The organism is Roseburia sp. AF02-12, from assembly GCF_003461765.1.
GTDB classification, from domain to species: domain Bacteria; phylum Bacillota; class Clostridia; order Lachnospirales; family Lachnospiraceae; genus Roseburia_C; species Roseburia_C amylophila.
This window is the reverse complement of record NZ_QTXS01000002.1, coordinates 352,295-379,142: the sequence shown is the minus strand read 5'-3', so window position 1 is coordinate 379,142 and position 26,848 is coordinate 352,295. Positions and strand designations below refer to the sequence as shown.

21 protein-coding genes are annotated in these 26,848 nt (G+C 41.2%); 6 read left to right on the top strand and 15 right to left on the bottom strand.

Features of this window, described 5'->3' with window-relative positions; all coding sequences use genetic code 11:
- Window positions 1-66: 66 nt before the first annotated feature.
- From mfd to DV740_RS11345, 6 genes are all read right to left on the bottom strand, one after another.
- Window positions 67-3,615, bottom strand: coding sequence for a transcription-repair coupling factor (mfd, locus tag DV740_RS11370; RefSeq protein ID WP_118088114.1), 3,549 nt, complete (start codon window positions 3,613-3,615; stop codon window positions 67-69).
- Window positions 3,616-3,627: 12 nt separating this feature from the next.
- Window positions 3,628-4,188 carry an aminoacyl-tRNA hydrolase gene (pth, locus tag DV740_RS11365; protein ID WP_117698657.1) on the bottom strand — a complete coding sequence of 187 codons (561 nt, stop codon included), beginning with the start codon at window positions 4,186-4,188 and terminating at the stop codon, window positions 3,628-3,630.
- Complete coding sequence (locus DV740_RS11360; protein ID WP_022243623.1) at window positions 4,176-4,928, bottom strand: sugar phosphate nucleotidyltransferase; 753 nt, start codon at window positions 4,926-4,928, stop codon at window positions 4,176-4,178. The genes pth and DV740_RS11360 overlap by 13 nt, the downstream gene beginning before the upstream one ends.
- Window positions 4,929-5,363: 435 nt before the next feature.
- Window positions 5,364-5,633, bottom strand: a complete 270-nt coding sequence (spoVG, locus tag DV740_RS11355; RefSeq protein ID WP_117698655.1) for a septation regulator SpoVG — start codon at window positions 5,631-5,633, stop codon at window positions 5,364-5,366.
- A 39-nt stretch (window positions 5,634-5,672) separates the two neighbouring features.
- On the bottom strand, window positions 5,673-6,791 hold the full coding sequence (gene glgD, locus DV740_RS11350; protein ID WP_117698654.1) for a glucose-1-phosphate adenylyltransferase subunit GlgD: 1,119 nt from the start codon (window positions 6,789-6,791) through the stop codon (window positions 5,673-5,675).
- A complete protein-coding gene (locus DV740_RS11345) occupies window positions 6,788-8,062 on the bottom strand; it encodes a glucose-1-phosphate adenylyltransferase (protein ID WP_022243626.1) in 1,275 nt (424 codons plus the stop codon). The genes glgD and DV740_RS11345 overlap by 4 nt, the downstream gene beginning before the upstream one ends.
- Window positions 8,063-8,354: 292 nt before the next feature.
- Between DV740_RS11345 and murC the strand changes: the two genes are divergently transcribed.
- The 4 genes from murC (at window position 8,355) to DV740_RS11325 (ending at window position 13,332) form a co-directional block, all read left to right on the top strand.
- Window positions 8,355-9,734, top strand: a complete 1,380-nt coding sequence (gene murC, locus DV740_RS11340) for a UDP-N-acetylmuramate--L-alanine ligase (RefSeq protein ID WP_117841362.1) — start codon at window positions 8,355-8,357, stop codon at window positions 9,732-9,734.
- Between the two features lie 283 nt (window positions 9,735-10,017).
- Entirely contained in the window at window positions 10,018-11,046 is a 1,029-nt protein-coding gene (locus DV740_RS11335; RefSeq protein WP_117698653.1) for a DnaD domain protein, read from the top strand.
- A 34-nt stretch (window positions 11,047-11,080) separates the two neighbouring features.
- A complete protein-coding gene (locus DV740_RS11330; protein ID WP_117841363.1) occupies window positions 11,081-12,073 on the top strand; it encodes an ATP-binding protein in 993 nt (330 codons plus the stop codon).
- A gap of 71 nt (window positions 12,074-12,144) precedes the next feature.
- Window positions 12,145-13,332: a ribose-phosphate pyrophosphokinase gene (locus DV740_RS11325; protein ID WP_022243630.1), complete on the top strand. Its 1,188-nt coding sequence runs from the start codon at window positions 12,145-12,147 to the stop codon at window positions 13,330-13,332.
- A gap of 63 nt (window positions 13,333-13,395) precedes the next feature.
- Here DV740_RS11325 and DV740_RS11320 read toward each other — a convergent pair whose 3' ends face one another.
- The 9 genes from DV740_RS11320 to DV740_RS11280 form a co-directional block, all read right to left on the bottom strand.
- Window positions 13,396-13,878 (bottom strand): DUF6465 family protein, encoded by a 483-nt coding sequence (locus DV740_RS11320; RefSeq protein ID WP_117698652.1) that lies wholly within the window; start codon window positions 13,876-13,878, stop codon window positions 13,396-13,398.
- Window positions 13,879-13,898: 20 nt separating this feature from the next.
- On the bottom strand, window positions 13,899-14,153 hold the full coding sequence (locus DV740_RS11315) for an HPr family phosphocarrier protein (protein ID WP_117698651.1): 255 nt from the start codon (window positions 14,151-14,153) through the stop codon (window positions 13,899-13,901).
- A gap of 185 nt (window positions 14,154-14,338) precedes the next feature.
- Complete coding sequence (locus DV740_RS11310) at window positions 14,339-16,873, bottom strand: hypothetical protein (RefSeq protein ID WP_118088113.1); 2,535 nt, start codon at window positions 16,871-16,873, stop codon at window positions 14,339-14,341.
- Between the two features lie 195 nt (window positions 16,874-17,068).
- Window positions 17,069-17,458 carry a hypothetical protein gene (locus tag DV740_RS11305; protein ID WP_117698649.1) on the bottom strand — a complete coding sequence of 130 codons (390 nt, stop codon included), beginning with the start codon at window positions 17,456-17,458 and terminating at the stop codon, window positions 17,069-17,071.
- Between the two features lie 73 nt (window positions 17,459-17,531).
- Window positions 17,532-18,839 (bottom strand): patatin-like phospholipase family protein, encoded by a 1,308-nt coding sequence (locus DV740_RS11300; protein WP_118088112.1) that lies wholly within the window; start codon window positions 18,837-18,839, stop codon window positions 17,532-17,534.
- 41 nt (window positions 18,840-18,880) lie between these two features.
- Window positions 18,881-21,184 (bottom strand): glycoside hydrolase family 31 protein, encoded by a 2,304-nt coding sequence (locus DV740_RS11295; protein ID WP_118088111.1) that lies wholly within the window; start codon window positions 21,182-21,184, stop codon window positions 18,881-18,883.
- A 20-nt stretch (window positions 21,185-21,204) separates the two neighbouring features.
- Window positions 21,205-22,056: an EamA family transporter gene (locus DV740_RS11290; protein ID WP_118088110.1), complete on the bottom strand. Its 852-nt coding sequence runs from the start codon at window positions 22,054-22,056 to the stop codon at window positions 21,205-21,207.
- 229 nt (window positions 22,057-22,285) lie between these two features.
- The gene (locus DV740_RS11285; protein WP_117841369.1) at window positions 22,286-23,203 is read right to left on the bottom strand and encodes a SufB/SufD family protein; all 918 of its coding nucleotides are present in this window, start codon (window positions 23,201-23,203) and stop codon (window positions 22,286-22,288) included.
- Window positions 23,204-23,217: 14 nt separating this feature from the next.
- Window positions 23,218-23,943 (bottom strand): ABC transporter ATP-binding protein, encoded by a 726-nt coding sequence (locus DV740_RS11280; RefSeq protein ID WP_117698644.1) that lies wholly within the window; start codon window positions 23,941-23,943, stop codon window positions 23,218-23,220.
- A gap of 262 nt (window positions 23,944-24,205) precedes the next feature.
- Here DV740_RS11280 and DV740_RS11275 point away from each other — a divergent pair, with 262 nt between their 5' ends.
- Window positions 24,206-26,470: an LTA synthase family protein gene (locus DV740_RS11275; RefSeq protein WP_199534953.1), complete on the top strand. Its 2,265-nt coding sequence runs from the start codon at window positions 24,206-24,208 to the stop codon at window positions 26,468-26,470.
- 94 nt (window positions 26,471-26,564) lie between these two features.
- Window positions 26,565-26,848, top strand: a 284-nt coding sequence (locus DV740_RS14975; protein ID WP_330415567.1) for a hypothetical protein, incomplete at its 3' end; no start/stop codon positions are given.

Sequence of the window (26,848 nt, the reverse complement as noted above, 5' to 3'; positions counted from 1 at the left end):
CTCCAAAATATTTATCATCGTTCTATTATAGTGCTTTTTCGTACATGCCGCAAGATTTTTATGCAGTTAAGCATCCTTTTTTATGGTTTTTTCTACTAAAATCGTCTGCACATCCAACACAAACTGGCGGATATAGTCGATACTGCTGCCTGATACTGTCCGGCTGTTGGTTCCCCGGTTCAGCACAAAATACGGTCCTTTCTGATCCGGTATAAATTTCAACGCATGATCATATTTTGACAAAAGTTCCGGTATTTTTGCCGGATTCACCGCAGCTTTTTCATACATGACAAAGCGCACTGTATTGCCACGCTCTACCACTTCCTTCATATACGCCTGATGCGCCAGCACTTTTATCAATGCAATGGAAAGAAGGTTTGTTACTGATTTTGGCGGGTCTCCAAAACGGTCTGTCAGCTCATCAAGCATCTCATCACTTTCTGAATCATTTTCAATGGCTGCAATTCGTTTATAAATATCCAGCTTCTGTGTCTCGTTTGGAATATAGGACGGTGGGATAAATGCATCCATTTCCACATCTACTGTTGTATCGAAGCTTTCTTCCACTCCGATTCCCCTCTCCTGTTTGACAGCCTCATTGAGCATCTTGCAGTAAAGGTCATAACCGACTGCCTCCATGTGTCCGCTCTGCTGGGCACCCAGCAGGTTTCCGGCTCCACGGATTTCCAAATCCCGCATGGCAATCTTAAAGCCGCTTCCTAAGTCTGTATATTCCTTGATTGCAGCCAGACGTTTCTCTGCGATTTCTTTTAACATTTTATCCCGGCGGTACATTAAGAACGCATATGCCGTCCGGTTGGAACGTCCTACTCTTCCGCGAAGCTGATAGAGCTGTGACAGTCCCATATTATCCGCATCATGAATAATCATGGTATTTACATTGGAAATATCAAGCCCCGTCTCGATAATCGTTGTGGATACCAGCACATCAATCTCTCCGTTGATAAACTGATACATAATATCCTCAAGTTCCCGTTCCTTCATCTGTCCGTGGGCAAATGCCACATTGGCATCCGGCACCAGTTCTGAAATTTTCGCTGCCATTTCTGCAATCTGGTTTACCCGGTTAAATACATAATAAACCTGTCCGTCTCTTGCTAATTCCCGGCAGATTGCCTCCCGCACCATTTCTTCATTATATTCCATGACATAAGTCTGGATTGCCACACGATCCATCGGCGGCTCCTCTAAAACACTCATATCACGGATTCCGATAAGGCTCATATGCAATGTCCTTGGAATTGGTGTTGCCGTTAAAGTCAGCACATCCACATCCTTTTTCATCTGCTTGATTTTCTCTTTATGAGCCACACCAAAACGCTGCTCCTCATCGATAATGAGAAGTCCCAAATCCTTAAATTTCACATCCTCAGAAAGCACTCTGTGGGTTCCGATAATAATATCCACCATGCCTTTTTTCAAATCTTCGATGGTTTTCTTCTGCTCTTTTGGGCTGCGGAAACGGCAAAGCAAATCTACTCTTACCGGGAAATCTTTCATCCGCTGGGCAAAGGTATTATAGTGCTGCTGCGCCAGGATTGTGGTCGGTACTAAATAAACTACCTGTTTTCCCTCCTGCACCGCCTTAAAGGCAGCACGGATTGCCACCTCCGTCTTGCCATATCCTACGTCTCCGCAAATCAGACGATCCATAATCTTGGTGCTTTCCATGTCCTTCTTGGTTGCTTCAATGGCAAGTTCCTGATCTTCTGTCTCCTCAAATGGAAACATCTCTTCAAATTCCTTCTGCCATACAGTATCCGGACCATAGACATAGCCTTCTTTGTTCTGCCGGATAGCATAGAGTTCCACCAGTTCGTGGGCAATTTCTTTTACCGCACCACGCACTCTGGTTTTTGTCTTATCCCAGTCCGGGCTGCCTAGCCGGTTTAGTTTTGGTTTCTTGGCATCGGAACCGGCATATTTCTGAATCAGTTCCAGCTGGGTTGCAAGAATATAAAGATTGCCTCCCTTGGCATATTCAATCTTGATATAATCCTTGACTTTTTTATCGACTTCGATTTTCTCGATTCCACGATAAATGCCAAGGCCGTGATTTTCATGTACCACATAATCACCTACATGAAGGTCACGAAAGCTCTGTATCTTTTCTCCCTCATAGAGGCGGTGTTTCTTCCGTTTCTTCTTTTCCTGCCCGAATATATCACTTTCTGTGATAACCGCAAATTTAATCAGCGGGTATTCGTATCCACGTTTTACTTTTCCATAGGCAGTTAAGATTTCTCCCGGCTGCAATTCCCGTTCAAAATCTTTGGCATAATAACAGCTTACCTCTTCTTCCTGTAAATCCTTCGCCAGATGCTCTGCCCTTGTCTTAGATGCGGATAATACAACGACCCGGTATCCGTTTTTCTTATAATTCTTTAAATCCTTCACCAGCGTTGCAAAGCTGTTATTATAGGAATTCACACCCTGCACCTGAATATGGTAACGGTTCGTAATGTCTAACTCCCGCACCTTCATATCCAGTGCTGCCAGTGCAAGTCCGTGGAAACTCTGCATCTTCGCAGTAATTTCCTTTCCGGTAAAGAGCGTTTCTGCCTGTCCCGGCAGGATATAACCCTTCTCCAAGCGCTGCTTCATGCTCTCTTCAAATTCCTGCTCCGTCACTCTGCCCTTTTCCATCAGCCGGGCAGGTTCATCCAGGACTAAAAGAGTCTCGTCTTTGCCAAAATAATCCAAAAGGCTTACCGCCTCCGGGAAGAAATATGCAAGGCTGCTGTCCAAATTAGCTGCACCACCTAATTCTTCTATCTCTTCTTCCAAAGCAGCCGCCGTCTGTTTGATGCGATGGCCTTCTTCATTTTTCATCTGGTCGCGGAACTTCTTTTCTGCTTTTACCGCTTCCTGTCGAATTTTCTTCAAGCCCGCCTGCTTCCGTTCTTCCGTCAGCACCAGTTCCGTTGCAGGATACAACATAATTTCTTCCAGATTCTCTATGGAACGCTGGCTCTCAGCCTCAAAGCTTCGCAGGGAATCAATGGTATCTCCCCACATTTCAATACGCAGCGGATTTTCTTCCGTCAGAGGATATATATCAAGGATTCCTCCACGCACCGCAAATTCTCCCGGCATTTCCACCTGATAATTGCGCACATACCCCATCTGCAAAAGCCGCTTTGTCTCTGCCTCAAAGTCTAATTCGTCTTCCACCTTATAAGTACGCACCGCTTCTTTAAAGGCTTCAAGTCCTGCCATCCGGTTCATCAGTCCGTCAAAAGTCAATACCACTGTAACCGGCTTCTTTTCGGATAAACGTTTTAACAGGGCAATCCGCTCTCCGGTAAGCTGATTACTTCTGATATCCGACTGATAAAATAAAATATCCTTCGCTGGGAAATAGAGAGTCTCCCTGTCGAAAAAACGATAATCTTCTAAGATTTCCCTTGCTTTTTGTTCGTTAAAAGTAACGATGATTTTATTTCTAAAACCATCGTTCGCCGCAAATACCATATGTGCCTTCTGCGCATCCATGCATCCGGATATCTGAACGATACCCGGACTGCTCTTTAGCTGCTTTAAGGCATTTTGCAATTCTTCCAGTTCCGAAAGGGGCTGCAAAAATACATTCATAATGTTCTTCCTTTAATTATAGTCATTCATTGCCTGTTCGATTTTTCCATCGACAATCAGTTCTACCGCAGATACCGCATCTAAAAATGCTTCCTCTGCCAGTTTCCGGTCTGCCTTATCCATATGGCCAAGGACATGGTCTGCCAAATCCCAGCCCTGTGGTTTCTCACCGACACCTACCTTGATCCTAGCAAACTGCTCTGTTCCCACCTGCGCAATAATATTTTTAATTCCATTGTGTCCGCCGGCACTGCCTTTTTTACGAATCCGTATTCTTCCCGGTGCCAGGCTGATATCATCAAAAATCACTAACAGTTCACTGGCCGGATCCACTTTATAGAAATTTACTGCTTCAGCGATGCTTTCTCCGCTTAAGTTCATAAAAGTCTGTGGCTTCACCAGAACAACTTTTTCACTTCCGATCATTCCTTTGCCGCAGATTGCTTTATACTTTTTTTCGTCCATCCTTATATTATATTTTTCTGCCAGTACATCCATGACATCAAAGCCAACATTATGTCTGGTATGTTCATATTTCTTTCCAGGATTTCCAAGTCCCGCTATAATGTACATTCTTTCTTCCTTCTTCTGATGATTTCTGCAGCTGATTCTAACTGCTTCTGGTCATTTACTCCATTGATGTCTTCCGGGCTTTCCAGTGCAAATGCATCTACACGAAGTCCTTTATCCTTTAATATCGTAAGCGTATCCGGCAGATAATATTCACCCTGTGCATTATTCGGCTGAATCTTATCCAATGCCTGTGATAATTCCCAGGTATTAAACACATACATTCCGGAATTAATCTCATGGGATTTCAACTCTTCCTCGTTTGCATCCTTATGTTCTACGCTCTTTATAAATTCTCCTGATTCATTGCGGATAATTCTTCCGTATCCGGTCGGGTCATCTATCGTTGCTGACAATACGGTTACTGCATTTTTATGCTGGATATGATGCTCCAAAAGCTGCTTTAAGGTTGCAGATGTAATCAGTGGCGCATCTCCAAAAAGAATCAGTGTATGTCCATCTTTTCCCAGAAAATCCTTGGCACATTTTACCGCATGACCAGTTCCAAGCTGCTGCTCCTGCAGTACAAATGTTACATCATCTTTATGTGAAATGGTATTCTCTACCTCTTCATGCTTATAGCCTACCACCAGACAGATATCCTCCGCTCCTGCTCCTTCTGCCGCTTCAATTACATAATCTACCAGACACTTTCCATCTATTGTATGCACTACTTTCGGAAGGTCTGACTGCATTCTGGTTCCCTTTCCAGCTGCCAATATTACCGCTTTTAATGCTTCCATATTTTTATCCTCTTTATTCCTCTCCGGCTTTCTGCCGAAAATACTGTTACATTTTAGTATACTTCTTTCTCAGAAATTTGTCATCCTTTTTTCCACAATATGAAATAGATGACAATGTAAATATGCCGTGGGGCAAATGGAAAAGCGAAAAAGACTATAAGGAGCACTAAGAATTTTGAAAAAATTTTTATCAGTTCTGACAACCGGCGCAAATCAACATCCATGTTGCTTGCGCCTCGCCGGCACTTCCCTGTGCCGGCGTTGTCTGTTTTCGCCCGAAATTCCAAGTGCTCCTAACAGTCTTTTTCATGCTTTCTCATTTGCCCCACGGCATATTTATACTTCATTCTATCAATTGTTCAAAAAAAGAAGTGTGAAAAACAGGCTGCCACATTTCTGTGACAGCCTGCTCGTCTTCCTTATTCTATGTACGTGTTACGCCTCCTCAGCTGCGATTTCACTTTCGTACTTTTCTAAAATAATCTGCTGTATCTTATTTCTGGTATCTGAGTTAATTGGATGTGCAATGTCTCTGTATTCCCCATCAGCAGCCTTGCGGCTTGGCATTGCAATGAAGAGTCCCTTCTCTCCGTCAATCACCTTGATATCATGTACAACAAATTCTTCATCTATGGTAATAGATACCACAGCTTTCATTTTACCTTCTTTTTCAACTTTACGTATTCTTACATCTGTAATCTGCATTATGTTACCCCCTTCACGCCTTTCTCTTAAGTCTTCTGCCTACAGTGCATATCTGTCATTGCGCTCAAGTACAACCTTTACTCCGTCGTCACCGCAATAATACGTGTTGGCTTTCAGCGTTCCACGGCTTTCCACGATACAGTTTTCAATATGCGTATTATCTCCAATGTATACGTCATTGAGAATAATGGAATTCTTGATTACACAATTCTTTCCTACAAACACATTTTTAAACAATACAGAATTTTCTATTTTACTGTTGATGATACATCCACTGGAAATCAGGCTGTTCTTCACATCAGAACCTGCATTGTATTTTGCTGGTGGATAATCATCTACTTTCGAATAGATATGCGGTGTCTCACGGAAGAAGTAATTTCTCACATCCGGTTTCAGGAAATCCATATTTGTATTGTAATATGAATCTACTGTTGCAATATTGCTCCAGTAATCTTCCATTTTATATCCATAAATTCGTTTCATATTCTTATAACGAATCAGAATATCTGTAACGAAATCCCATCTGTCTTCCTGACCGCTCCGCTCTAACATTTCAATCAGCTGTCTTCTGCGGATGATATAAATACCGGTAGAAATTGTATTAGAGCTGGATACCATAGGTTTCTCTTCAAACTCTGTGATTCTGGATTCTTCATTCATGCGGATTACACCAAAGCGGCTGATATCTGCGCCTTCCGGCATATCCTTGCACACAACAGTTATATCAGCTTTCTTCTCAATATGGTAATCCAATACCTTATTGTAATCCAGCTTGTATACACAATCACCACCTGTAATAATTACATATGGCTCATGACGTTTTTTCAAGAAATCAATGTTCTGGTACATTGCATCTGCAGTTCCTCTGTACCACCAGCTGTTGTCAGCGGTTACGGTAGGAGTGAAGGTATAAAGACCTCCCTGTTTTCTCCCGAAATCCCACCATTTGGATGAGCTTAAATGTTCATTTAAAGAACGTGCATTATACTGAGTCAGCACTGCAACGGTCTGAACATGTGAGTTGCTCATATTACTCAATGCAAAATCAATGCATCGGTAACTTCCACCGATTGGCATTGCTGCAATTGCACGCTTGCTGGAAAGTTCCTGCATACGATGATTGTTTCCACCTGCTAAAATTAATCCTAATGCCTTCATATTCTGTCACCTTCCTTAATAATAGCTCCACCGCCTGCTAACATTCCATCTGGATAATCTGACGGTTCCGTTACTCCGGAAATCGCTGTATTTTTTCCAATTGAAACTCCGTCTGGTATTACAGAATCTTCTCCGATAGTAACCAGATCAGATGCATATACTTTTTCATTCAATGTGCTTGGTGCATACTCGCCTACGCCTAAGTGGCAGTTTGCTCCAACAATGGTCTTATCTGCAATAATGGATTTCTCCACCACAGTATTCTCTCCAATCACACATTCTTTCATGATAATGGAATTGTGTACCACCGCACCCTTTTCAATCCGGACTCCTGCACCAATTACAGAATTCTGCACTTCTCCATAAATTTCAGCACCTTCTCCGATAATGCTGGTATCAACCTTTGACTCTGCTGCAAGATACTGCGGAGCTACATTATCGCTCTTGGTATAAATCTTCCAGTATTCTTCATAAAGGTTAAATTCCGGAATCAGATCAATCAATTCCATATTTGCTTCCCAATAGGAGGAAAGTGTTCCAACATCCTTCCAGTAACCATTGAATTCATAAGCAAATAAACGCTTTCCATTCTCATGGCAGTATGGAATAATATGCTTTCCGAAGTCACAATTACTCTGATCCTTCATAGCAATTAAACTGTCACGCAATACTTTCCAGTTGAATATGTATATTCCCATGGATGCGAGGTTACTTCTCGGATGTTCCGGTTTTTCCTCGAACTCTTTAATTTTTTTATTTTCGTCTGTTATAACCACACCAAAACGGCTTGCTTCTTCTATTGGAACAGGCATTGCTGCAATTGTTACGTCTGCATTATTTTCCTTATGGAAATCAAGCATTACTTCATAATCCATCTTATAAATATGGTCGCCTGATAAAATCAGCACATAATCCGGATTATAAGTCTCCATATATTTCAGGTTCTGGTAAATCGCATTTGCTGTACCAGTATACCATTCACTGTTATCACTTCTCTCATATGGTGGAAGAACCGTTACTCCTCCGTTATTACGGTCTAAGTCCCACGGAATTCCAATTCCAATATGTCTGTTTAATCTCAATGGCTGATACTGTGTCAGCACTCCGACGGTATCAATACCTGAGTTGATGCAGTTGCTCAATGGAAAGTCGATAATACGATACTTTCCTCCAAATGCGACTGCAGGCTTCGCTACACCGGAAGTTAATACTCCAAGACGGCTTCCTTGTCCGCCCGCCAAAAGCATGGCTATCATTTCTTTCTTAATCACGTCATTCACCTCTCGTCATAAAATCAGGTCATTTTGGTATAACAAAAGTATAACACACTGCCCATATGTTGTACAGCATTTTGTATAATTATTTTATCTTTTTTTGCAAATTTTAGTCATTTTAGACAATTTTCAAACATTTCTTGTCATTTTTACAAAATCACCTCCATTATTTTGCATTCTTTTTTCCTGACAGACAAAATAGATTTGCAAATTCCCTGCATATGGTTATAATATTAGGAAGAAATCTTTTCTCAAGAAACGAAATTATAAGTCAGGCAGGTAAAGAATTATGTATTCATTAAATTTTGAAGAACCTATTCATGTACATTTTATCGGTATTGGCGGTATCAGTATGAGTGGTCTTGCAGAAATCTTGCTGGAAGAAGGTTTTACCATTTCCGGTTCTGATGCAAAGCAGTCTGCGCTTACCGACAGCCTTGCAAAAAAAGGCGCAGCCATTTACATTGGCCAGAAAGCATCTAACTTATCCATCCGTCCTGCACTGGTTGTCTATACTGCTGCCATCCGCGAGGACAATGAGGAATTTAAAGCAGCCGTAGATGCCGGTATTCCAATGCTTTCCCGTGCAGAACTGCTTGGACAGATTATGGATAACTATGAGAAATCCATTGCAGTTGCCGGTACCCATGGAAAAACCACTACCACATCCATGATTTCACAGATTCTTCTTGTTGCAAAGGCTGACCCTACAATCAGTGTTGGTGGTATCTTAGAAGCAATCGGTGGAAATATCCGCGTAGGTGGTTCAGAAGTATTCATTACCGAGGCCTGCGAATATACCAACAGTTTCCTGCATTTTCATCCGAAATACAGTATCATCACCAGTGTGGAAGCTGAGCATCTCGACTTCTTCAAAGATATCGATGATATCCGCCGTTCTTTCCATGAATTTGCCGGAAATACTGCACATGATGGTGTATTAATCATCAACGGCCAGATTGCAGCTTTAGATCAGATTACCAACAATTTGTCCTGTAGCGTCACTACTTATGGTTTATGCGAAAACGATGACTTTTATGCTAAAAATATTACTTATAATGACCATGCCTGCGGCACATATACTCTGATGCACAAAACCGAAGACTTAGGAACCGTTTCCTTAAGTGTTCCAGGCAAGCATAATGTCTCCAATTCACTGGCTGCCATTGCGCTTTGCTTAAATCTCGGTCTTCCTTTGGATGTTATCAAAAAGGGACTGCTTCAGTTTGGCGGCACCAAACGTCGTTTTGAATACAAAGGAACAAAGAACGGTATCACCGTTATCGATGATTATGCCCATCATCCGACTGAAGTAGCTGCTACATTAACCGCAGCCCGGAATTATCCACACGGACGGATTATCTGCGTTTTCCAGCCACACACTTATTCCAGAACCAAGGCATTCTTAAGTGATTTTGCCCGGGTACTTTCCATGGCAGATATTGTAGTCCTTGCAGACATCTATGCAGCCAGAGAGAAAAATACGATCGGAATTTCTTCCAAAGACCTTTTGGCAGAGCTTCAGAAAAACGGTCAGGAAAGTTATTACTTCCCGTCTTTTGATGAGATTGAAAAATTTTTATCGGAAAAATGCATAAACAATGATTTGTTGATAACTATGGGGGCCGGAGACGTGTATCTTATAGGAGAACACCTGCTTCAGCAGTAGTTATCCACATTATCCACATCGTAATTCACATTTTTGTGAATTATGGATGTGGATTTTTTTGTTTACATAATGTATTTTTGAAAATCGCCATTCTATCTGCATTAACCGCCAAACTGCTCCCATTTCAGTTACCATAATGCACTTTCAAAAGAAAGTTATCCACATTATTCACAATTCTGTGCAAATGTGGAAACCCTTGATTTTACTGGATTTTTGGTTAAAATAAGACTTCTCAATTTTAGATTCATATGCTATAATGTGGTCGGTGAAAGAGGGAGTTCTTATGACAGACATAACATTACATACGAAAAGCAAATCCACGGTTACCTGCGTATCCAATACCTTTATTGATGAGTATATGGCAGATGCCAATGGAGAATTTGTAAAAATTTATTTATATTTACTCCGCTGCATCAACGCAGCTGAGAATTTTTCCATTTCTAAGATGGCTGATAAATTTGACCATACAGAAAAGGATATTAAACGTGCCTTAAAATACTGGGAGAAGAAACACTTACTCCAGTTAGAATATAATTCCGGCGAACAGCTTACCGGCATCTGCCTGTGTGAGCCTGTTTCTGCGGTTACGCAGGATTCTGAACATGTGGAAAAGCCTACGGAAGTATCTTCTGTAGATATCCGTCCATCCTATACGAAAGACCAGATTCTGTCTTTCCAGAACGATGAGGCTTCCAGTGATTTATTATTCATTATTGAACGCTATATCGGACATCCTTTGTCCATCAAGGATTATGAAACCATTCTTTACTGGTCAGATGAATTGAAATTCTCCACAGACCTGATTGAATATCTGGTAGAATCCTGTGTGGACAACGGTCATAAGAGCATCCGCTATATGGACAAGATTGCCCTTTCCTGGTCTGCTTCTTCTATCCGTACTGCGGAGGATGCCAGACGTTCTTCCAGTGCCTATAAGCAGACACATTATGGTGTCATGAAGGCATTTGGAATCAGCGGCAGAAAACTGGCTGAATACGAACTTGAACTGGTAGATAAATGGACCAGCCAGTTTGGATTTACACTGGATATCATTTCCGAGGCATGCAAACGGACACTGCAGGCGACAAATCAGCCAAGCTTCCAGTATGCCGATACCATCTTAGAGAACTGGCATAAATGCAATATCCACCATTTAGAGGATATTGCTATATTAGACACTGCTTACAAAAAAAGCAAGGCATCTTCTTCCCGCAATGTCACCGTAAACAAGACTGCCGCCAACCGGTTTAACAATTTTTCACAGCGTACCTATAATTTTGAACAGCTTGAAAAACAGCTCTTAAATAATTAAGACACTTTTTTCAGGAATACTAAAGGAGCATTTCATGTCTCTTAATAATTCACAATACGATACTTTAATCCGGCAATATAATGCCAGACAGTTTCACAATCAGCATCTTCTGGATGAACGCATTCAGGAAGTCTACGGAAAATGTCCGCGCCTTACAGAAATAGACAACGAGATTTCTTCCATCTCAGTAGCAAGTGCAAAACAGCTTTTATCTGATGATGGAGCAGAAGATTCCTCTGTTCTCTCTTCATTAAAAGAACAGCTTGCTGCTCTTCGCAGGGAGAAACAGAATCTGATTGCTTCTCTGGGTTATCCGGCTGATTATCTGGAACCGGTTTACACCTGTAAGGACTGTAAGGATACCGGTTATATTGGGAATGAACGCTGTCATTGTTTTGTACAGGCTGCCATTGATTTAGTCTATACGCAGTCTAATGTAAAAGATATTTTAGCCAAAGAGAATTTTTCGAATTTCTCTTATGCATACTATTCCAAAGAGCAGATAAATCCCACAACCGGATTATCTGCTTATGATACTGCAAAAAAAGCTGTTGCAGACTGTAAGTCCTTTATTGAGCATTTCGATACCTCTTTTGAAAATCTCTTTTTCTATGGAGCAACCGGTGTCGGTAAGACTTTTCTTTCAAACTGCGTTGCCAAAGAGCTTTTAGATAAAGGACATTCCGTTATTTATTTTACAGCCTTCCAATTATTTGATATATTTGAAAAGGACACTTTCCAGAAGGACGCTGCAGCTTCTGCTGCCGGGCAGAATATCTTCGACTGTGATCTTTTAATCATTGATGACCTTGGAACCGAACTTGCCAACTCCTTTACGGCATCCCGGCTTTTCCTGTGTCTGAACGAACGTATGCTGCGTCAGAAATCAACATTGATTTCTACGAATTTAAGTATCGACCAGCTTGCTGATGTATATTCCGAGCGTATCTGCTCCCGCATCTTCAGCAGCTATACGATGATCAAGCTTTTTGGGGACGATATCCGTCTTAAGAAAAAGCTGCATTAATTACGCATTCAATTAGATGCTATATCTATTGAACTATATAAGATAAATTATTTCTATGGAGGAACCTATTCATGTCAAACAGTGAAAGAAACTTAGAAACCCTTCCTACTGGTTCTCTTGGAATTATTCCATTACAGAGCTGCCAGGAATTAGGAGAAAAAGTTGACAAATACCTTGTCAAATGGAGAGACGAAAGACAGCATCAGCACCAGAATGATGCAGCTTTTATGGGCTACAAACGTGATTCTTATATCATTGAAGCAGTTACCCCTCGTTTTGGTTCAGGCGAGGCAAAGGGAATGATCAAAGAAACTGTTCGTGGTTATGACCTTTATCTTATGGTTGATGTCACCAACTACAGCCTTACTTATTCTCTGTGCGGTCAGACAAACCATATGTCCCCAGACGATCATTATCAGGATTTAAAGAGAATTATTGCTGCAATTGGCGGCAAGGCAAGAAGAATTACTGTTATCATCCCATTCCTTTATGAAAGCCGCCAGCATAGAAGAAGCACCAGGGAATCTTTAGACTGTGCACTGGCTTTACAGGAACTGGTTGCCATGGGCGTTGACAACATTATTACATTTGATGCACATGACCCTCGTGTCCAGAATGCAATTCCTTTAAAGGGTGGTTTTGAAACTGTTCAGCCTGCATACCAGTTTATCAAAGGTATCTGCAAAAACGTTCCTGACTTACAGATTGATTCTGACCACATGATGATTATCAGCCCGGATGAGGGTGGTACCGGACGTGCAATTTATCTTTCCAGTGTACTTGGTCTGGATATGGGTATGTTCTACAAACGTCGTGATTACAGCAGAATTGTTGACGGACGTAACCCTATTGTCGCACATGAATTTTTAGGTTCTTCCGTAGAAGGAAAAGATGTTCTGATTATCGATGATATGATTTCTTCCGGAGAAAGCATGATTGACGTTGCAACCGAACTAAAGAAGAGAAAAGCAAACAGAATCTTTGTCGTTGCAACCTTCGGACTTTTCACCAATGGTCTGGAAAAATTCGATAAAGCTGTAGAAGATGGAACTATCTACCGTGTAGTTACCACCAACCTGACTTATCAGACTCCGGAGCTTTTAAGCCGTCCATATTATATCAACTGTGACATGAGCAAATATATTGCTTATATTATTGATACATTGAATCATGATGCTTCTATCAGCGAGCTCTTAGATCCAAACGAGCGTATCCAGAAGCTTATAAAGAAATATAAAGCTAATCAGAAAAAGAAATAAATAACAACAGCAAAAATGGCTTCGGAATTCCGAAGCCATTTTAATATCATGGGCAAAATAAAACTAGAATAAGTTAACCTTGCCTGCATATGTATCGTTTATAACATAGTATGCTGCATATTCTTCCGGTTTTAAATAAACCTTTAAAGACTTGATGCTGGATGCTCTGTGTCCGTCTGCTGTGAAAGCTTCTTTTGCTCTCTCAATCACGTTTGCAACAACATCTTCATTACCATCAAACTGAACAAATACTTCCGGTACAAGTTCTTTCTTCTCTACCTTAGTAGTTTTCTTAGCCGCTGCTTTCTTGGTTGCTTTCTTTGCGGTAGTCTTTGCTGCTGCTTTTACAGTTGTCTCTGCTTTCTTTGCTGTCTCCTCTGCCTTCTTAACTGTCTCTTCCGCTTTCTTTACTACGGTTTCTGCTTTCTTCGCTACAACTTCTTTTGCTTCTGCCTTAACCTCTTCTGCCTTAACTACTGCCTTTGTCTCTGTAGCTTTTACTGCTGCCTTTACTTCGGCTGCTTTTTCAACTGGTCTCTTCTGCATTATAATTCCCTCCCTGAAAATTAATCACACACTAAAAACTTCTCCATTGCTAATAGGGCTTCTTCTTCATCATTTCCCTCTGCAACAATGTTAACCGTCATTCCTTTGGACGGATTAAATGCCATAATTCCCATGATGCTCTTGGCATTAATTTTACGGTTATCACTTTCCAGAGTAATATTGCTGTCAAACTGGCAGGCAACCTGAACCAACTCTGCAATTGGATTATCGTGTTTTTTTGAAACGTTTGAAACTGTAACTTCTTTTCTACTCATGTTATCTTCCTCGCTTCTAAGTAGTACAATTAGTACAAAAGTTAATATATCCTACACGAACAGATTTTGCAATAGACTTTGTGAAAATACAGCACTAATACCGAAACTGCCAAAAAACTTCGGCTTTTTTTAGGCAATTTTATACGTTTTTTGCGTCTTTTTCACGCCTGTCTCTGCCTGCATCCCTATTCTGCCATTTTCATATAAGCAAAATATACATTACCTGCTGTATCAAATAAATTCTGTGCATCCGTCATTGACATCTTCTCTGTTGCACCGGTTGCCGGATTATAAATATAGACTCCTGCGTTATCATAGCCTGTAATCAATACAGCTTCGCTTCCACTGTTCATGGCAAATACCGGTGTTCCCAGATTGACATAATATAACACTGCATCCAGATCGCTTCCGGTCAAATCAATGACTACAGAGTCCTGCAGGGTATCCTTTAAAATTTGTTTTGGTGTATTTCCGGATGTCATCAATTCTCCTACACCAACATTTAATCCCTGCATCGAAAGCATACCATTGATTGCTTTTGCTATCGTTGTTCCGGATGCGTCTGCATCACCTATTGTAATCGTCAGTGGTGACTGGGAAGATTTTCTTGCCCTCTTCCAGATATACTGCTGTCTGCTTCCTACCACAACGCCCACATTATCATTTGCCACTGCAATGGCTTTTGCCGCATTATCCGTTGCCAGCACTACTCTTCCGGCAGAATAAGCATAATAATAATCTGTCTCTTCCGGCTCTTTCAGATTCACATTTCTCGGTGACTCCAATACAATCCGTTTCGGAGTCAGAAGACGACCCGAGCTTATCTCTTCTTCCTGTAATAATTGCAGCTGCAGCTGCGTCTGTTTTCGTTCCGTTACCGTACTGTGAATGCTGACTACTTCTGCAGAATCTCCCTCACGATTCATAATCGTATCCTGTTCTGCCGGAACATAAGCCATACCGTTATATTGTTCCCGGTTCAGATAAATAGTATAATCCACAACTTCTACAGACGCTACATAATATCCATCCTTATGATAATCTTTTAACACTCCGTGTTCTTCATCATCCGTATCTACAATATAAATATGATTCATCGGGAACTGTACATTTCCGGCAGAATCTGTATACACATCACTGTCATCTGCCTCTCCATAGATAAAATCATCTTCCATAAATGCCAGTGGCCGGATATACGTTCCTGCTGCCGCTGCCACTTCAAAGCTTTTCGAATTCTCCAGATTCAGAACAGTAATTTTCGAACCGCTGTCACTGTTGCCATCTGCAATATAAGCAACAAACTGGTTATTCTCTGATACCGCATAATTTCCTGTTTCAAATCCGCTGACTACTTCCTTTTCTTTGGTAGTAGCAAGATTAATCTCATACAGTGTCCCACCCATCATAATGTAGAACATTCCACTTTCATTTTCATACATCAGCTGTCCCAGTTCTGATTTCAGCACTTCGTAAGAGTGGGTGGATGGTATAAACAGTTCCTCTTCTACTGTATTTGCCACGCTGTCATAATGATAAACACCTACGCCCACCTGACCTTCGTGGTTTCCCCTGTTCATATAACCATATACAACAAAATCAGCACTTCCTGTTTCATCCACCTTAATAATCCGGATATCATGTTCCTTATGATTTTCCCTGGAATCAATCCCCTCATAACCACGGAAGCTGAACACCTGGGAAAGCTTTTTTTCTGTCGCATTGTAACACCAGAGTTCTCCTTCTTTTACAAAACAGAGAATACTTCCTGTCTCATTACTCTTATATTCCACATCGGACGAACATATTCCAAGCTGTAAATAATTCTCATAAAAATCATCATTCTCTGCCCGGAAAATTTCATCCATGGTTCTCTCAAAATTCAATAGATACATCCGGTCGTTGGTATAACGGACACGGTAATATTCTTCTACATTATAATATTCCAGTTCCCCATTATCTCCGGTTGCCGTCACTACATAATCCAATAGAATTACATTATAGGAATTATTGATTTCTTTGATGCTTACCGATGGGTCCGTCAGAACGGTCCCATTGAATTTATCCCATGTTACCTGTCGCAGTGTGGAATGAATACTGACATTGGCAAGTGTGGTATTATCCGCAGAAGAATCCGGTTCCATATAAGTTGCCAGAGAGCCGCTTCCATCCTCCTGAAATGTTTTTTCATGGAAATCTTTTGCAAAATCAATGCTTTCCTTCACATAACAATCCTGCGGTTCAATAATCCTTGTATAATAATTTAAAGTATCATCCCCATGCAGTAAATGTATAATCAACAGATATTCTGCATTGGAATCCAGAAGATTCTGAATCGGAAGGTCTGCTGTAATCACTCCATTCTTCTGGGAATAACTATCTACCTTCGCATCTGCAATAAGACGCTTAGTATCCATACTCCGGATCTCATAGGAAAGTTCATCCACTGCATAGCTTCCATTCTGAACGCGGATTGGAAGCAGCCTGTCCGTATCAATCGGCGTAATGCTGTCCCTCATGTAAACTGCATTCATTTCATCTACATACCCGTAGAGTTCATTGATTTTCTGCTCTTTATAATAAAGCTGGACAGTCGGCAGCGTTGCCTCCTCCAGTTCTGTTGTCATATCGGGATTTGTTTTATTTGTCAAAAAACTAAACACTACGGTTGATACCAGAAACACACCTGCTAACACCAGTGCCCGAATCATTCCTTTATTCATCTGTATTCCTCATCTTCCTAAACTACGAAAAACACGCTTTGCGAGTTTCTCGAGTTATCGCGGTGCTCGTCAAATCTGCATGCAGGCATGCGATTTTTCTCGCTACTCACGTAAACAAACAATATAGCCATCAAAAAACGACAGCTATATTGTAATTCCTTTTTTGCAAAAGCTCAACCTCTATTTTATTATCCGCTACCAGCATCTGCGGCAGCGTCTGTAACGGCATCTGCGGTAAAACATCTCATGAAACAGAAGAATTTCCGGAGCATCCATTCCTTCCCGGCTTTCCCCAAGTCCCGCCTTATCACGGATTCTCTTACAAATCTGCCGCAACATCAGCCGGTCCGGATACTCGTCAAACATGAGACTTCCCTCATATTCCATCTTATCGCATTCTTCTTCCACCAGCTCCTGCACTTTTCTTATCTCCAGCGGATACATCTCTTTCATGCGGTCTAAATCCCTCTGATATTCTAACTCCGTCATGTAAAGATTCTGGATTGGATTTGTCATGTAAAAGGGCTGTTTGCCTGGCATCTGCTGCTGTTGCATCTTAAAGAAAATATCCTGATTATAATCCAATGTTTCCTTCTCTCCTGATTCTCATCAGTATAATATATGCAGCAGAGACTGTTTGTTGACGGCAAAAATGCTGTTATCTGTTTGTTTCCAACGACATCAGAAATAACACCGCTGTCAGTTCCTTTGGGAACATGGCATGCAGTTTCAGAATTTCTTTTGACGTCAGTGTGTCCTGTTGTGCCGCATAATATGCAGCCGCAGCCACCAGCATTTCTTTTCCAAAGTTTTTAACCTCTGCAATCAGTCCTGCCGGCTCCCTTAATTTATGTGCAATGATACATTCTGTCACCTGTCTTAACTCTGCATCTGCCAACTTCTTATGAAGTGTTTCCACAAAATGTTCCATGGAATATTCAATTGCTGCATCTGCATCAAATACCTCTCCACAGATTTCTGCCGCTGCAAGGAAATATTCCCTCGGTGACATTTTCTCCTTTTCGCTTCGTTCTGCCAGAAGTGTATGTACTTTATTAAATTCACTTTTCTTAGCAAAACGTTTTACCGGAATTTCATCCCTGACCAGTAAATCCAGTTCTGTCATCCGATACAAAAAGCACTCCATTGCCCTGCGGTATTTCTCCATGGATTCCTTTTCAAAGGTATATACATAGCCATAATATTTTCCATAAACCTTCATGGTATCCTGGTATCCCATTCTGGCATTTGCCATTAAAAGAGCATGGTCAAAATTCATCATGGTTCCAAGGGAGCGGCTTGGCTTGATATAAGTTACATACGGCCGCTTTGCATAGGCATCGTGTGCCGGTGATGTATGTAAATCAACAGCAATAATCTGCTGTGCTCCCATTCGGATAGCAAGGTCAATTGGAAGATTATCATAATAACATCCATCCAGATACGTTGTCTCTCCGATTTTATGCATCGGAAATAATGGAAAAATTGCAGAAGATGCCAGAATATAATCTTTCATAAGTCCTTCCGGAATGTCACGCTTTGTCAGTTCGCAGGGTTTTAAAGACGGAAATTCCACCGTAACCAATCCAAAGTCTGTCTTTGATTTCCGAATCTTATCCTCTTCTATCAGTGTTTCAATAAAAGCAGTAAAAGGTGAAATATCTGCGCCTTTATTCTTGACATATTTTTTCAGGAATGGACCAATTGCCTCTCTCTGGTCATACATGCCCTCTATGGTATCCGTCAGATTGATTCCATCCTCCATCATATCTTCCATGGTTATGGTGCTCCATAGTTCATAAGCCCTGTCATAATCTCCCGTTGCCATTAAGGCTCCGTTAATGGAACCTATGGATGTTCCGGTTACAATCTGATAATCGATACCAAGTTCATTTAATGCTTTCCAGACTCCCAGTTCATAAGAGCCTTTCGTACCGCCTCCACTTAATGCAATTCCACGTTTCATATAAGTCCTCCTCCGGTTATCTCCCGGCTTCTGCCTTTCTTTTAAGAAAGCCAGACTGTCAGTTTCTCTCCATTGAATGCGAACTCATTTTTACGTCCTTTGTAACATATCACAAATTTCTTATATACTTTTTCATAACCTTTATGCAGCATCCGGACCGTTAATGTCTCATCCTTTGTGACGGTCATCTCATATTCATTATATTCACCATCCTGATATGTAAAATCTTCTCCGTCATCCTGATAATGCACATAACGGCCTTCTCCCGGATATACATCAAGAATCAGGGTATCCAGTTCAATCTCTCCCACATACTGCATCGGTTCAAAACATGGGATAATGCTTCCTGCTTTTACAAAAACCGGACATACATCAAGAGGTGCGTCTTTTACAATATACTGCTTTCCGGTATATTTTTCCCTTGTATCATAGTCATACCAGGTTCCCTCCGGCAGATACAAAAGCTTCTTCGTCATTCCCTGCTCTACTACAGGAGCTACCAGCATATGCTCTCCAAACAGGAATTCTCCATTGAGATTCCATGTTTCTTTATCTTTCTCATAATGCAATACCAGTGGACGGATTACCGGCATACCATTCTGCTCCGTCTCATGGAATAAATCATAAAGGTATGGCAGTAATTTATAACGAAGTTCAATATATTTCCGGTTAATATTTAATGTCTCTTCTCCGAAAAGCCATGGCTCCTGTCTGGTAGAACCCTTGGAAGAATGATTTCGGAACAACGGTGAAAAACAGCCGACCTGTACCCATCTTGACAACAGCTCCGGCGTCACATCTGCACCGAATCCACCTACATCTGTTCCGATAAATACCATACCGGATAATCCCAGATTGCACATCTGCGGAATTGCCATCCGCAGGTGCTCCCACAGGCTCTGATTATCTCCTGTCCATGCTGTGGTATACTTTTGGGAACCACTGTAACAGGCACGGGTGATTACAAACGGTCTTCTGCCGTCCTGCTTCTTCAAGCCTTCATAGGTAGCCTTTGCCATCAGATGTCCATAGACATTGTGCATCTGGCCATGGTCACATGGTCTGTCTTCGTCTGTAAATACGACATCTTCCGGCAGTTCTCCACGAAAACTTGCCGGCTCATTCATATCATTCCATACACCGCGGACTCCTAAGTCCACAAGATATTTCTGTTTCTCTCCCCACCACTGTCTTACCTTCGGATTTCCAAAGTCAGGGTATACCGCATCTCCAGGCCATACTGCATTTACATAGGTATCCCCTTCCGGTGTCTTGGCAAAATATCCCTGCTCCATGCCTTCATCATACATATCATAACCTGGGTCTAATTTGACACCCGGGTCAATGATAGTAACAATTTTAAATCCTTTTTTCTTTAAATCTGCAATCACTTCACCAGGCCTGCCAAAGTCCTTTTCATTCCAGGTAAAGACCCGGTAGCCATCCATATAGTCAATATCCAGATGAATCGTATCAATCGGAATCTTTATTGCACGGTATTTATCCGCAATTGCGCGGATCTCTGCGGAAGTCTCATATCCCCAGCGCGACTGATGATAGCCTAATGTATAAAGCTGCGGAAGCGGTGTTCTTCCGGTCAGATAAGTATAATCAGCTACTACCTCCGGCATATTATCCCCGGCAATAAAATAATAATCCAGATTGCCACGGTCTGAGCCAAAGAAATAGTATTCCTTATTTTCTTTTGCCAGATCAAAATAAGTCTTACAGGTATTATCAAAAAAGATTCCGTATACGCAGCTTTCACGCAATGTTATAAAGAACGGGATTGATTTATACAATGCTTTAAAGGCTTCCGTATGCGCCGCCGGATTATCCGTATTCCACATCTCATAATCATAATTCTTCTTATTTAATACCCCTGCTTTATCACCAAAGCCATAGAAGGCTTCGTCTCCTTCCATGCGTTTTACAGCCTGCACATGATAATTCTTATCTGTCGCCTGTGGCACCTCATGTCCCTCTGCTTTTAAGAATTCGATAAATTTCTCACTAATCTGTGTTGCAAATTTCCTTCCACCACGATAGTCCGCACAGAGAAGCTGTCCATTCACATCATAAAAATCCACCATAAAATTATCATATACGCGTATGATTAATTTTGCAGTCCGAACCTCAAGATAGTCAATTCCTTCCTGCACATCAAAATGTATATGCTTTGACTTTTCTCCCTCGATGGCTTTTGAACGATGTTCCTCACATTCGAACGGAACAAACACATTTACAATGTTATCTGTCAGAACCTCTAAACTTCCCTTGCCATATTCAAATGCAAAATGAATGATTCCATTCTCCACATAATAAGATTTTCTTTTTCCCAGCATACTTTTTCCTCCGCTTTTGCTTATATCAGCAGCAATGTGCCACCCACTATCATAAGTAATCCAAAAAATGCCTTTGGCTGTAGTCTTTCATTTAAAAACACAGATGAAAATACAATTGTAACTACAATGCTTAGTTTATCAATCGGCACCACTACGCTGGCTTCGCCCAGCTGCAGCGCCCGGTAATAACAAAGCCAGGATGCTCCGGTTGCTATTCCGGATAAAATCAGAAACATTCCATCCCGGAAGGTCATACTCCGGACCTGTTTCTGTTTCTTTGTTACAAATACTACCACCCATGCCATAACAAGTACCACTCCAGTACGATATGCCATTCCAAGATTGGAATTCACACCATCTATTCCCACCTTGGCAAGGATGGACGTCAGACTGGCAAATACTGCCGACAGCAGTGCATAGATAAGCCATGTCCGGCTCTTTGTGCCACTGCTTTTCTTTCTGGTAATCATGAGCATCGTTCCAACGCCAATCAATACCATGGCAATGATTTTCTTCTCGTTCAGTCCTTCATTTAAGAAAATGACTGCCAGAATCATCGTCAGGATTGTACTGGATTTATCAATCGGTGTTACTTTATTTACATCTCCTAGCTGCAATGCCCGAAAATAGCAAAGCCAGGATGCCCCGGTCGCTATTCCGGATAATGTAAGATAAATTAACGTCCGCGTTCCTATACTTCCGATTGGAGTATAAGATCCGGTAAGCCGTACCATAATCCATGCAAAGATCAATACTACAATCGTCCGGATTGCTGTTGCAAGATTCGAGTCTATTTTCTTAATTCCAACTTTTGCCAATATTGCCGTAATACCTGCAAAAAAAGCAGAGCCACATGCATATGCAAGCCACATATTTATTCCTCTTTTCTATTATCCTGGGAAAATTCTGTCTTAGTCTGAACTACAGCAGACTTTATTTTTACCACCCACTTTTGCATCGTTCAAATACAGATGCCACTTCACTTAATATCCATACCCGTCATAATATTTCAAATATTATCTTATTCCATTCTTCCGCCTCTTTCGGTATTTCTCTTCTCTTGTTTGTTCTTTCCTGCACCCTTCATTCCCCATACATATCCTATTTCAGAAATCCATTTACAATCTGCTCCTCTGCCTCTTTTTCAGACAGTCCCAGTGTCATCAGCTTAATCAGCTGTTCTCCTGCTATTTTTCCAATTGCTGCCTCATGAATCAATGCTGCATCGATATCATTCGCTGCAAGAGACGGAATTGCCTCCACCTTTCCATTGTCCATGATGATGGCATCACATTCTGTATGTCCGCTGCATGCATTATTACCACGAATATAAGAAACAAACTTCTGGTGAGAATCTCCCTTTGCTACCGAACGTGATACCACATTTGCACTGGAATGTGCCCCATTTAAATCTACCGTAAAATCTGTCTCTGCTTTCTGCTGTCCATGAGTCATAATACGTTCATGAATCACAAGGGACGCATCTTCTTTAAGGTCTGCTTCGGTTGTACGGATTGTGGAGTCTACTCCTTTAATCTGAACACTGTCCATATCCATGAATCCGCCTTCTTCCATGTGGATCACGGTAGTTGGATTTAAGACTCTGGCTCCATTTCCATCCCCTTCACCATAATGCTTTTCCACATATCTTACTTTTGCATTCTTTCCTATATAAAAAGTGTGTATTCCATCATGCTGTGATGTCTGGTCTCCGCAGTTGTGGATACCGCATCCCGCAATGATTGTCACATCTGCACCTTCCCCGATATAAAAATCATTATACACCAGGTCCTTTAAGCCGCTTTCACTTAAGATAACCGGAATATGCATACTCTCATTCTTTGTTCCCGGTTTTACATAGATATCAATTCCCGGCTTGTCCTTCTTAGTTACAATATCAATATTTGCAGTTGTATTTCTTGCCTCCAGTTTTCCGTTGTTGCGGATATTATATGCGCCTTCCGGCACGCTGTGCAAATCTGATATCTCTGCTAAAAGATTCTTTTCTATACTGTCCATTTTCTCACCTTTTCCTAGACTAATTTTTCCATCAAAGTAGAGCAGGCTTCACTGCTGCCTAACAGCTTTGGAAGTACTTCTTCCCGGCTTCCGGCTGTGCTTACTTCTCCATCTGCAATTACAATAATCCGGTCTGCAATGTTTAAGATTCTCTCCTGATGTGAAATAATCAGAATCGAGCCATTGATTTTCTGATACATATTCTCAAATACCTGAATCAGATTGTTAAAACTCCAAAGGTCAATTCCTGCCTCCGGCTCATCAAATATGGATAATTTGGTTCCTCTTGCAATTATCATTGCAATCTCGATACGCTTTAACTCCCCACCGGAAAGGCTGTCATTTACCTCCCTGCCAATATAATCCTTTGCGCAAAGTCCTACTTCTGAAAGATAGGAACATGCCTGACTGATGGAAATATCTTTTCCCGATGCCAGTGTAATCAAATCCTTTACGGTCAATCCCTTAAATCTTACCGGCTGCTGAAACGCAAAGCTGATTCCCTTTCTTGCCCGTTCGGTAATGGATAATCCTGTAATATCCTCTCCATCCAATAAAATCTGTCCGGAAGTTGGTGTTACTATTCCGGCAATCAGCTTCGCCAGCGTGGATTTACCTCCACCGTTTGGTCCGGTAATTGCCACAAACCGGTCTTCTATCTTCAGATTGATATTTTTTAATATTTCCTTGTCTGCTGTTTCATCATTTACCTGAAAACTAATGTCTTTTAATTCCAGCATTTCTCTTTCCTCACCTTACTGTCAGATTCACCTATCTGCCTCTCTGCGAACCTGGTTTTTATAAAAAAAGGATAGCACAAAATGGCTTTTTTGCCAACTTCTTTCCCTTCTATTATACATTTTGGATTCTTTTTAATGAAATATTAATAAATTTTTATCGAGATTTACCGTTGTTTTTTTTCTTAAATAGATATATCCTTATTCAGTCAAAAGTAAATTATATGTAAAAAGTGTGTAATCTACTGGGAGGAGAACCATTATTATGAGAGAAAAACATTCTTTTTCAAGTAAGTGTAAGAACTTATTTTTTAAACTAAAAAACAAAATAAATACTTTTAAGAACCGGGAGAAGAAACCACATCCACACCTTGACCGTGCAGTTGTGATTATGAACAAATACTCTTTGGTATTCCATCTGTTACTGTCCTGTTTCCTCGTTCTGGTGATTGAATGTATTTCCAGACGAAATGTGCTTTCTGCATTTTCCTTTATTGCAGGACACACCATTGCTTACCTTTATAACTCATTTATTATTTTTGCAAGTTTATCCCTGGTCTATCTGATTCGAAGAAGAACACTTGCCCGTCTCTTAATCAGCGGCTTCTGGCTTTTCCTTGGAACCATCAATGGTGTTATTCTTTCCAAACGTGTAACTCCATTTGGTTTTACAGATTTGAAATGTCTGTCTGACTTATTTGCCATGCAGAACACCAAATACTTTACCTTTGGTGAAGCACTCGCCGTTATTATCGTAGTCGGTCTTTTCCTGCTTTTCTGTATCTGGCTTTTTATCAAAGGACCAAAATATCAGGGCAAAATCAACTGGATTGTAAGTCCGCTTATGGTTGCTGTTATCTTCCTGATGTTACCGGTAACTACCAAGGCAGCCCAGTCCAATAATATTGTTGCTTCCTATTTTGCCAATATTGCACAGGGCTATGAAAATTATGGTTTTGTCTACGGCTTCTCATCCAGCGTTGTTGACCGTGGTATGAGTAAACCGGACAGTTATTCCGAAGAGCGTATTGCCAAAATAGGGGCTTCCGTTCCGGAAGAAACTACCGAAGTTGCCGAAGATGCGCCAAATATTATTGTTGTTTTACTGGAATCCTTTGTAGATCCCTCTGATGTTAAGTTCTTACAGACTTCAGAAGATCCGGTTCCAAATTTTCACAACTTATTAAACAACTATTCTTCCGGTTACTTAAAAGTTCCTGTTGTAGGTGCCGGAACAGCCAATACTGAATTTGAAGTATTAACCGGTATGAGCATGCAGTATTTTGGTACCGGCGAATACCCATATAAGACTACTTTAAAAGAAATCGACAGTTGCGAAAGTATTGCTTCCGACCTTGGAAGTCTCGGCTATGGTACACATGTTGTACATAACAATGGTGGTAACTTCTACAGCCGTGCCAATGCCTTCTCCCTGATGGGATTTGACAGCTTCACCAGTAAAGAGTGTATGAACATTCAGGAGTACACACCACTTGGTTCCTGGCCAACCGATAACATCTTAATCAGTGAAACCTTAAAGGCTATGGATTCTACCCCTGACCAGTCAGATCTGGTATATACCATTACCGTACAGGGACATGGTGATTATCCTACTGAAAAGATTCTTGAAAATCCGGAAATTGCAGTAAGCGGTGCTGCAGATGAGGCTTCTAACAATCGGTGGGAATATTACATTAACATGATTCACGAAGTAGATAAATTCATCGGCAACTTAACCGAAGAGCTTTCCAAACGGGATGAAAAGACCATCGTGGTATTCTTCGGCGACCACCTTCCTACCATGGGACTGACCGATGATGATATGGTATCCGGTGACATTTTCAAAACCAAATATGTTACCTGGAACAACTTTAATTTACCAAAACAGGATGCTGACTGTGCTGCTTATGAATTATTAGCAAACATCACCAACCAGCTTGACATCCACAAAGGAACCATGTTCTCTTACATCCAGAGCCAGAAGGGTTCTGCTTCTTACGACGAGAACTTAGAGAATTTACAGTATGACCTTCTTTACGGAAAACGTTATGCTTACAACGGAACAGATAAATATCCAGCAAGTGATCTGGTTATGGGTATTGATGATGTAACGATTAACAGTGTATGGAAATCCGATGACAATAAGTTATGTATTTACGGCTCCGGATTTACTCCTTGGACGAAAATTTATGTCAACGGAGAGAAGGTATCCACTTCCTTCTTGGGAAGCACCATGTTAAAGATTAATCTTGACGACATTGAAGACGGCGATACGATTGTTGCTAACATTGTAGGTTCCAGCAGCACCATCTTCCGAAGCTCCAACGAGTTCCTCTATGAGGATCCGGATGTAGAGCATACGGAAGAGCCTACTACCGAAACAGAACAGCCTTCTACTGATACAGAAGGTTCTACCCAGTCCACTGAGAAATCCACAGAGCAGTCCTCTGAACAGTCTTTAAGTGGTGCCGGTACAGCAACTGACCAGTCTGTAGAGCATGCAGTCAATACTCCACTGACACAGAATTAAAAGAATAAACAGAAAGCCCCAATGGGATGAATTCTTCTATCAGATTTCTGATATGTACCCTCTTTACTGGACAACCAGTAAGGAGGGTGTTTTTATGCGTTATAGTTATGAGTTTAAACTGATGTGTGTTGAATTGTATCATTCAGGTTCGTATCCAGATATCCCAGAGGGTACGAATCCAGATACTCTCAAAAGACATATACGAGAATGGTCTGGATTGGTTGATTTACATGGTCCAGAAGTTTTAAAACATAAGGTGTTCAATAAAGTGTGGACACCAGAAGAAAAGCTTGAACTGGTTTTAATGGTTATTGCAGGTATACCAAGGAGAAAAGTTGCCATAGAAGCAGGAATCAGCGCAGGAATGCTTTATCAATG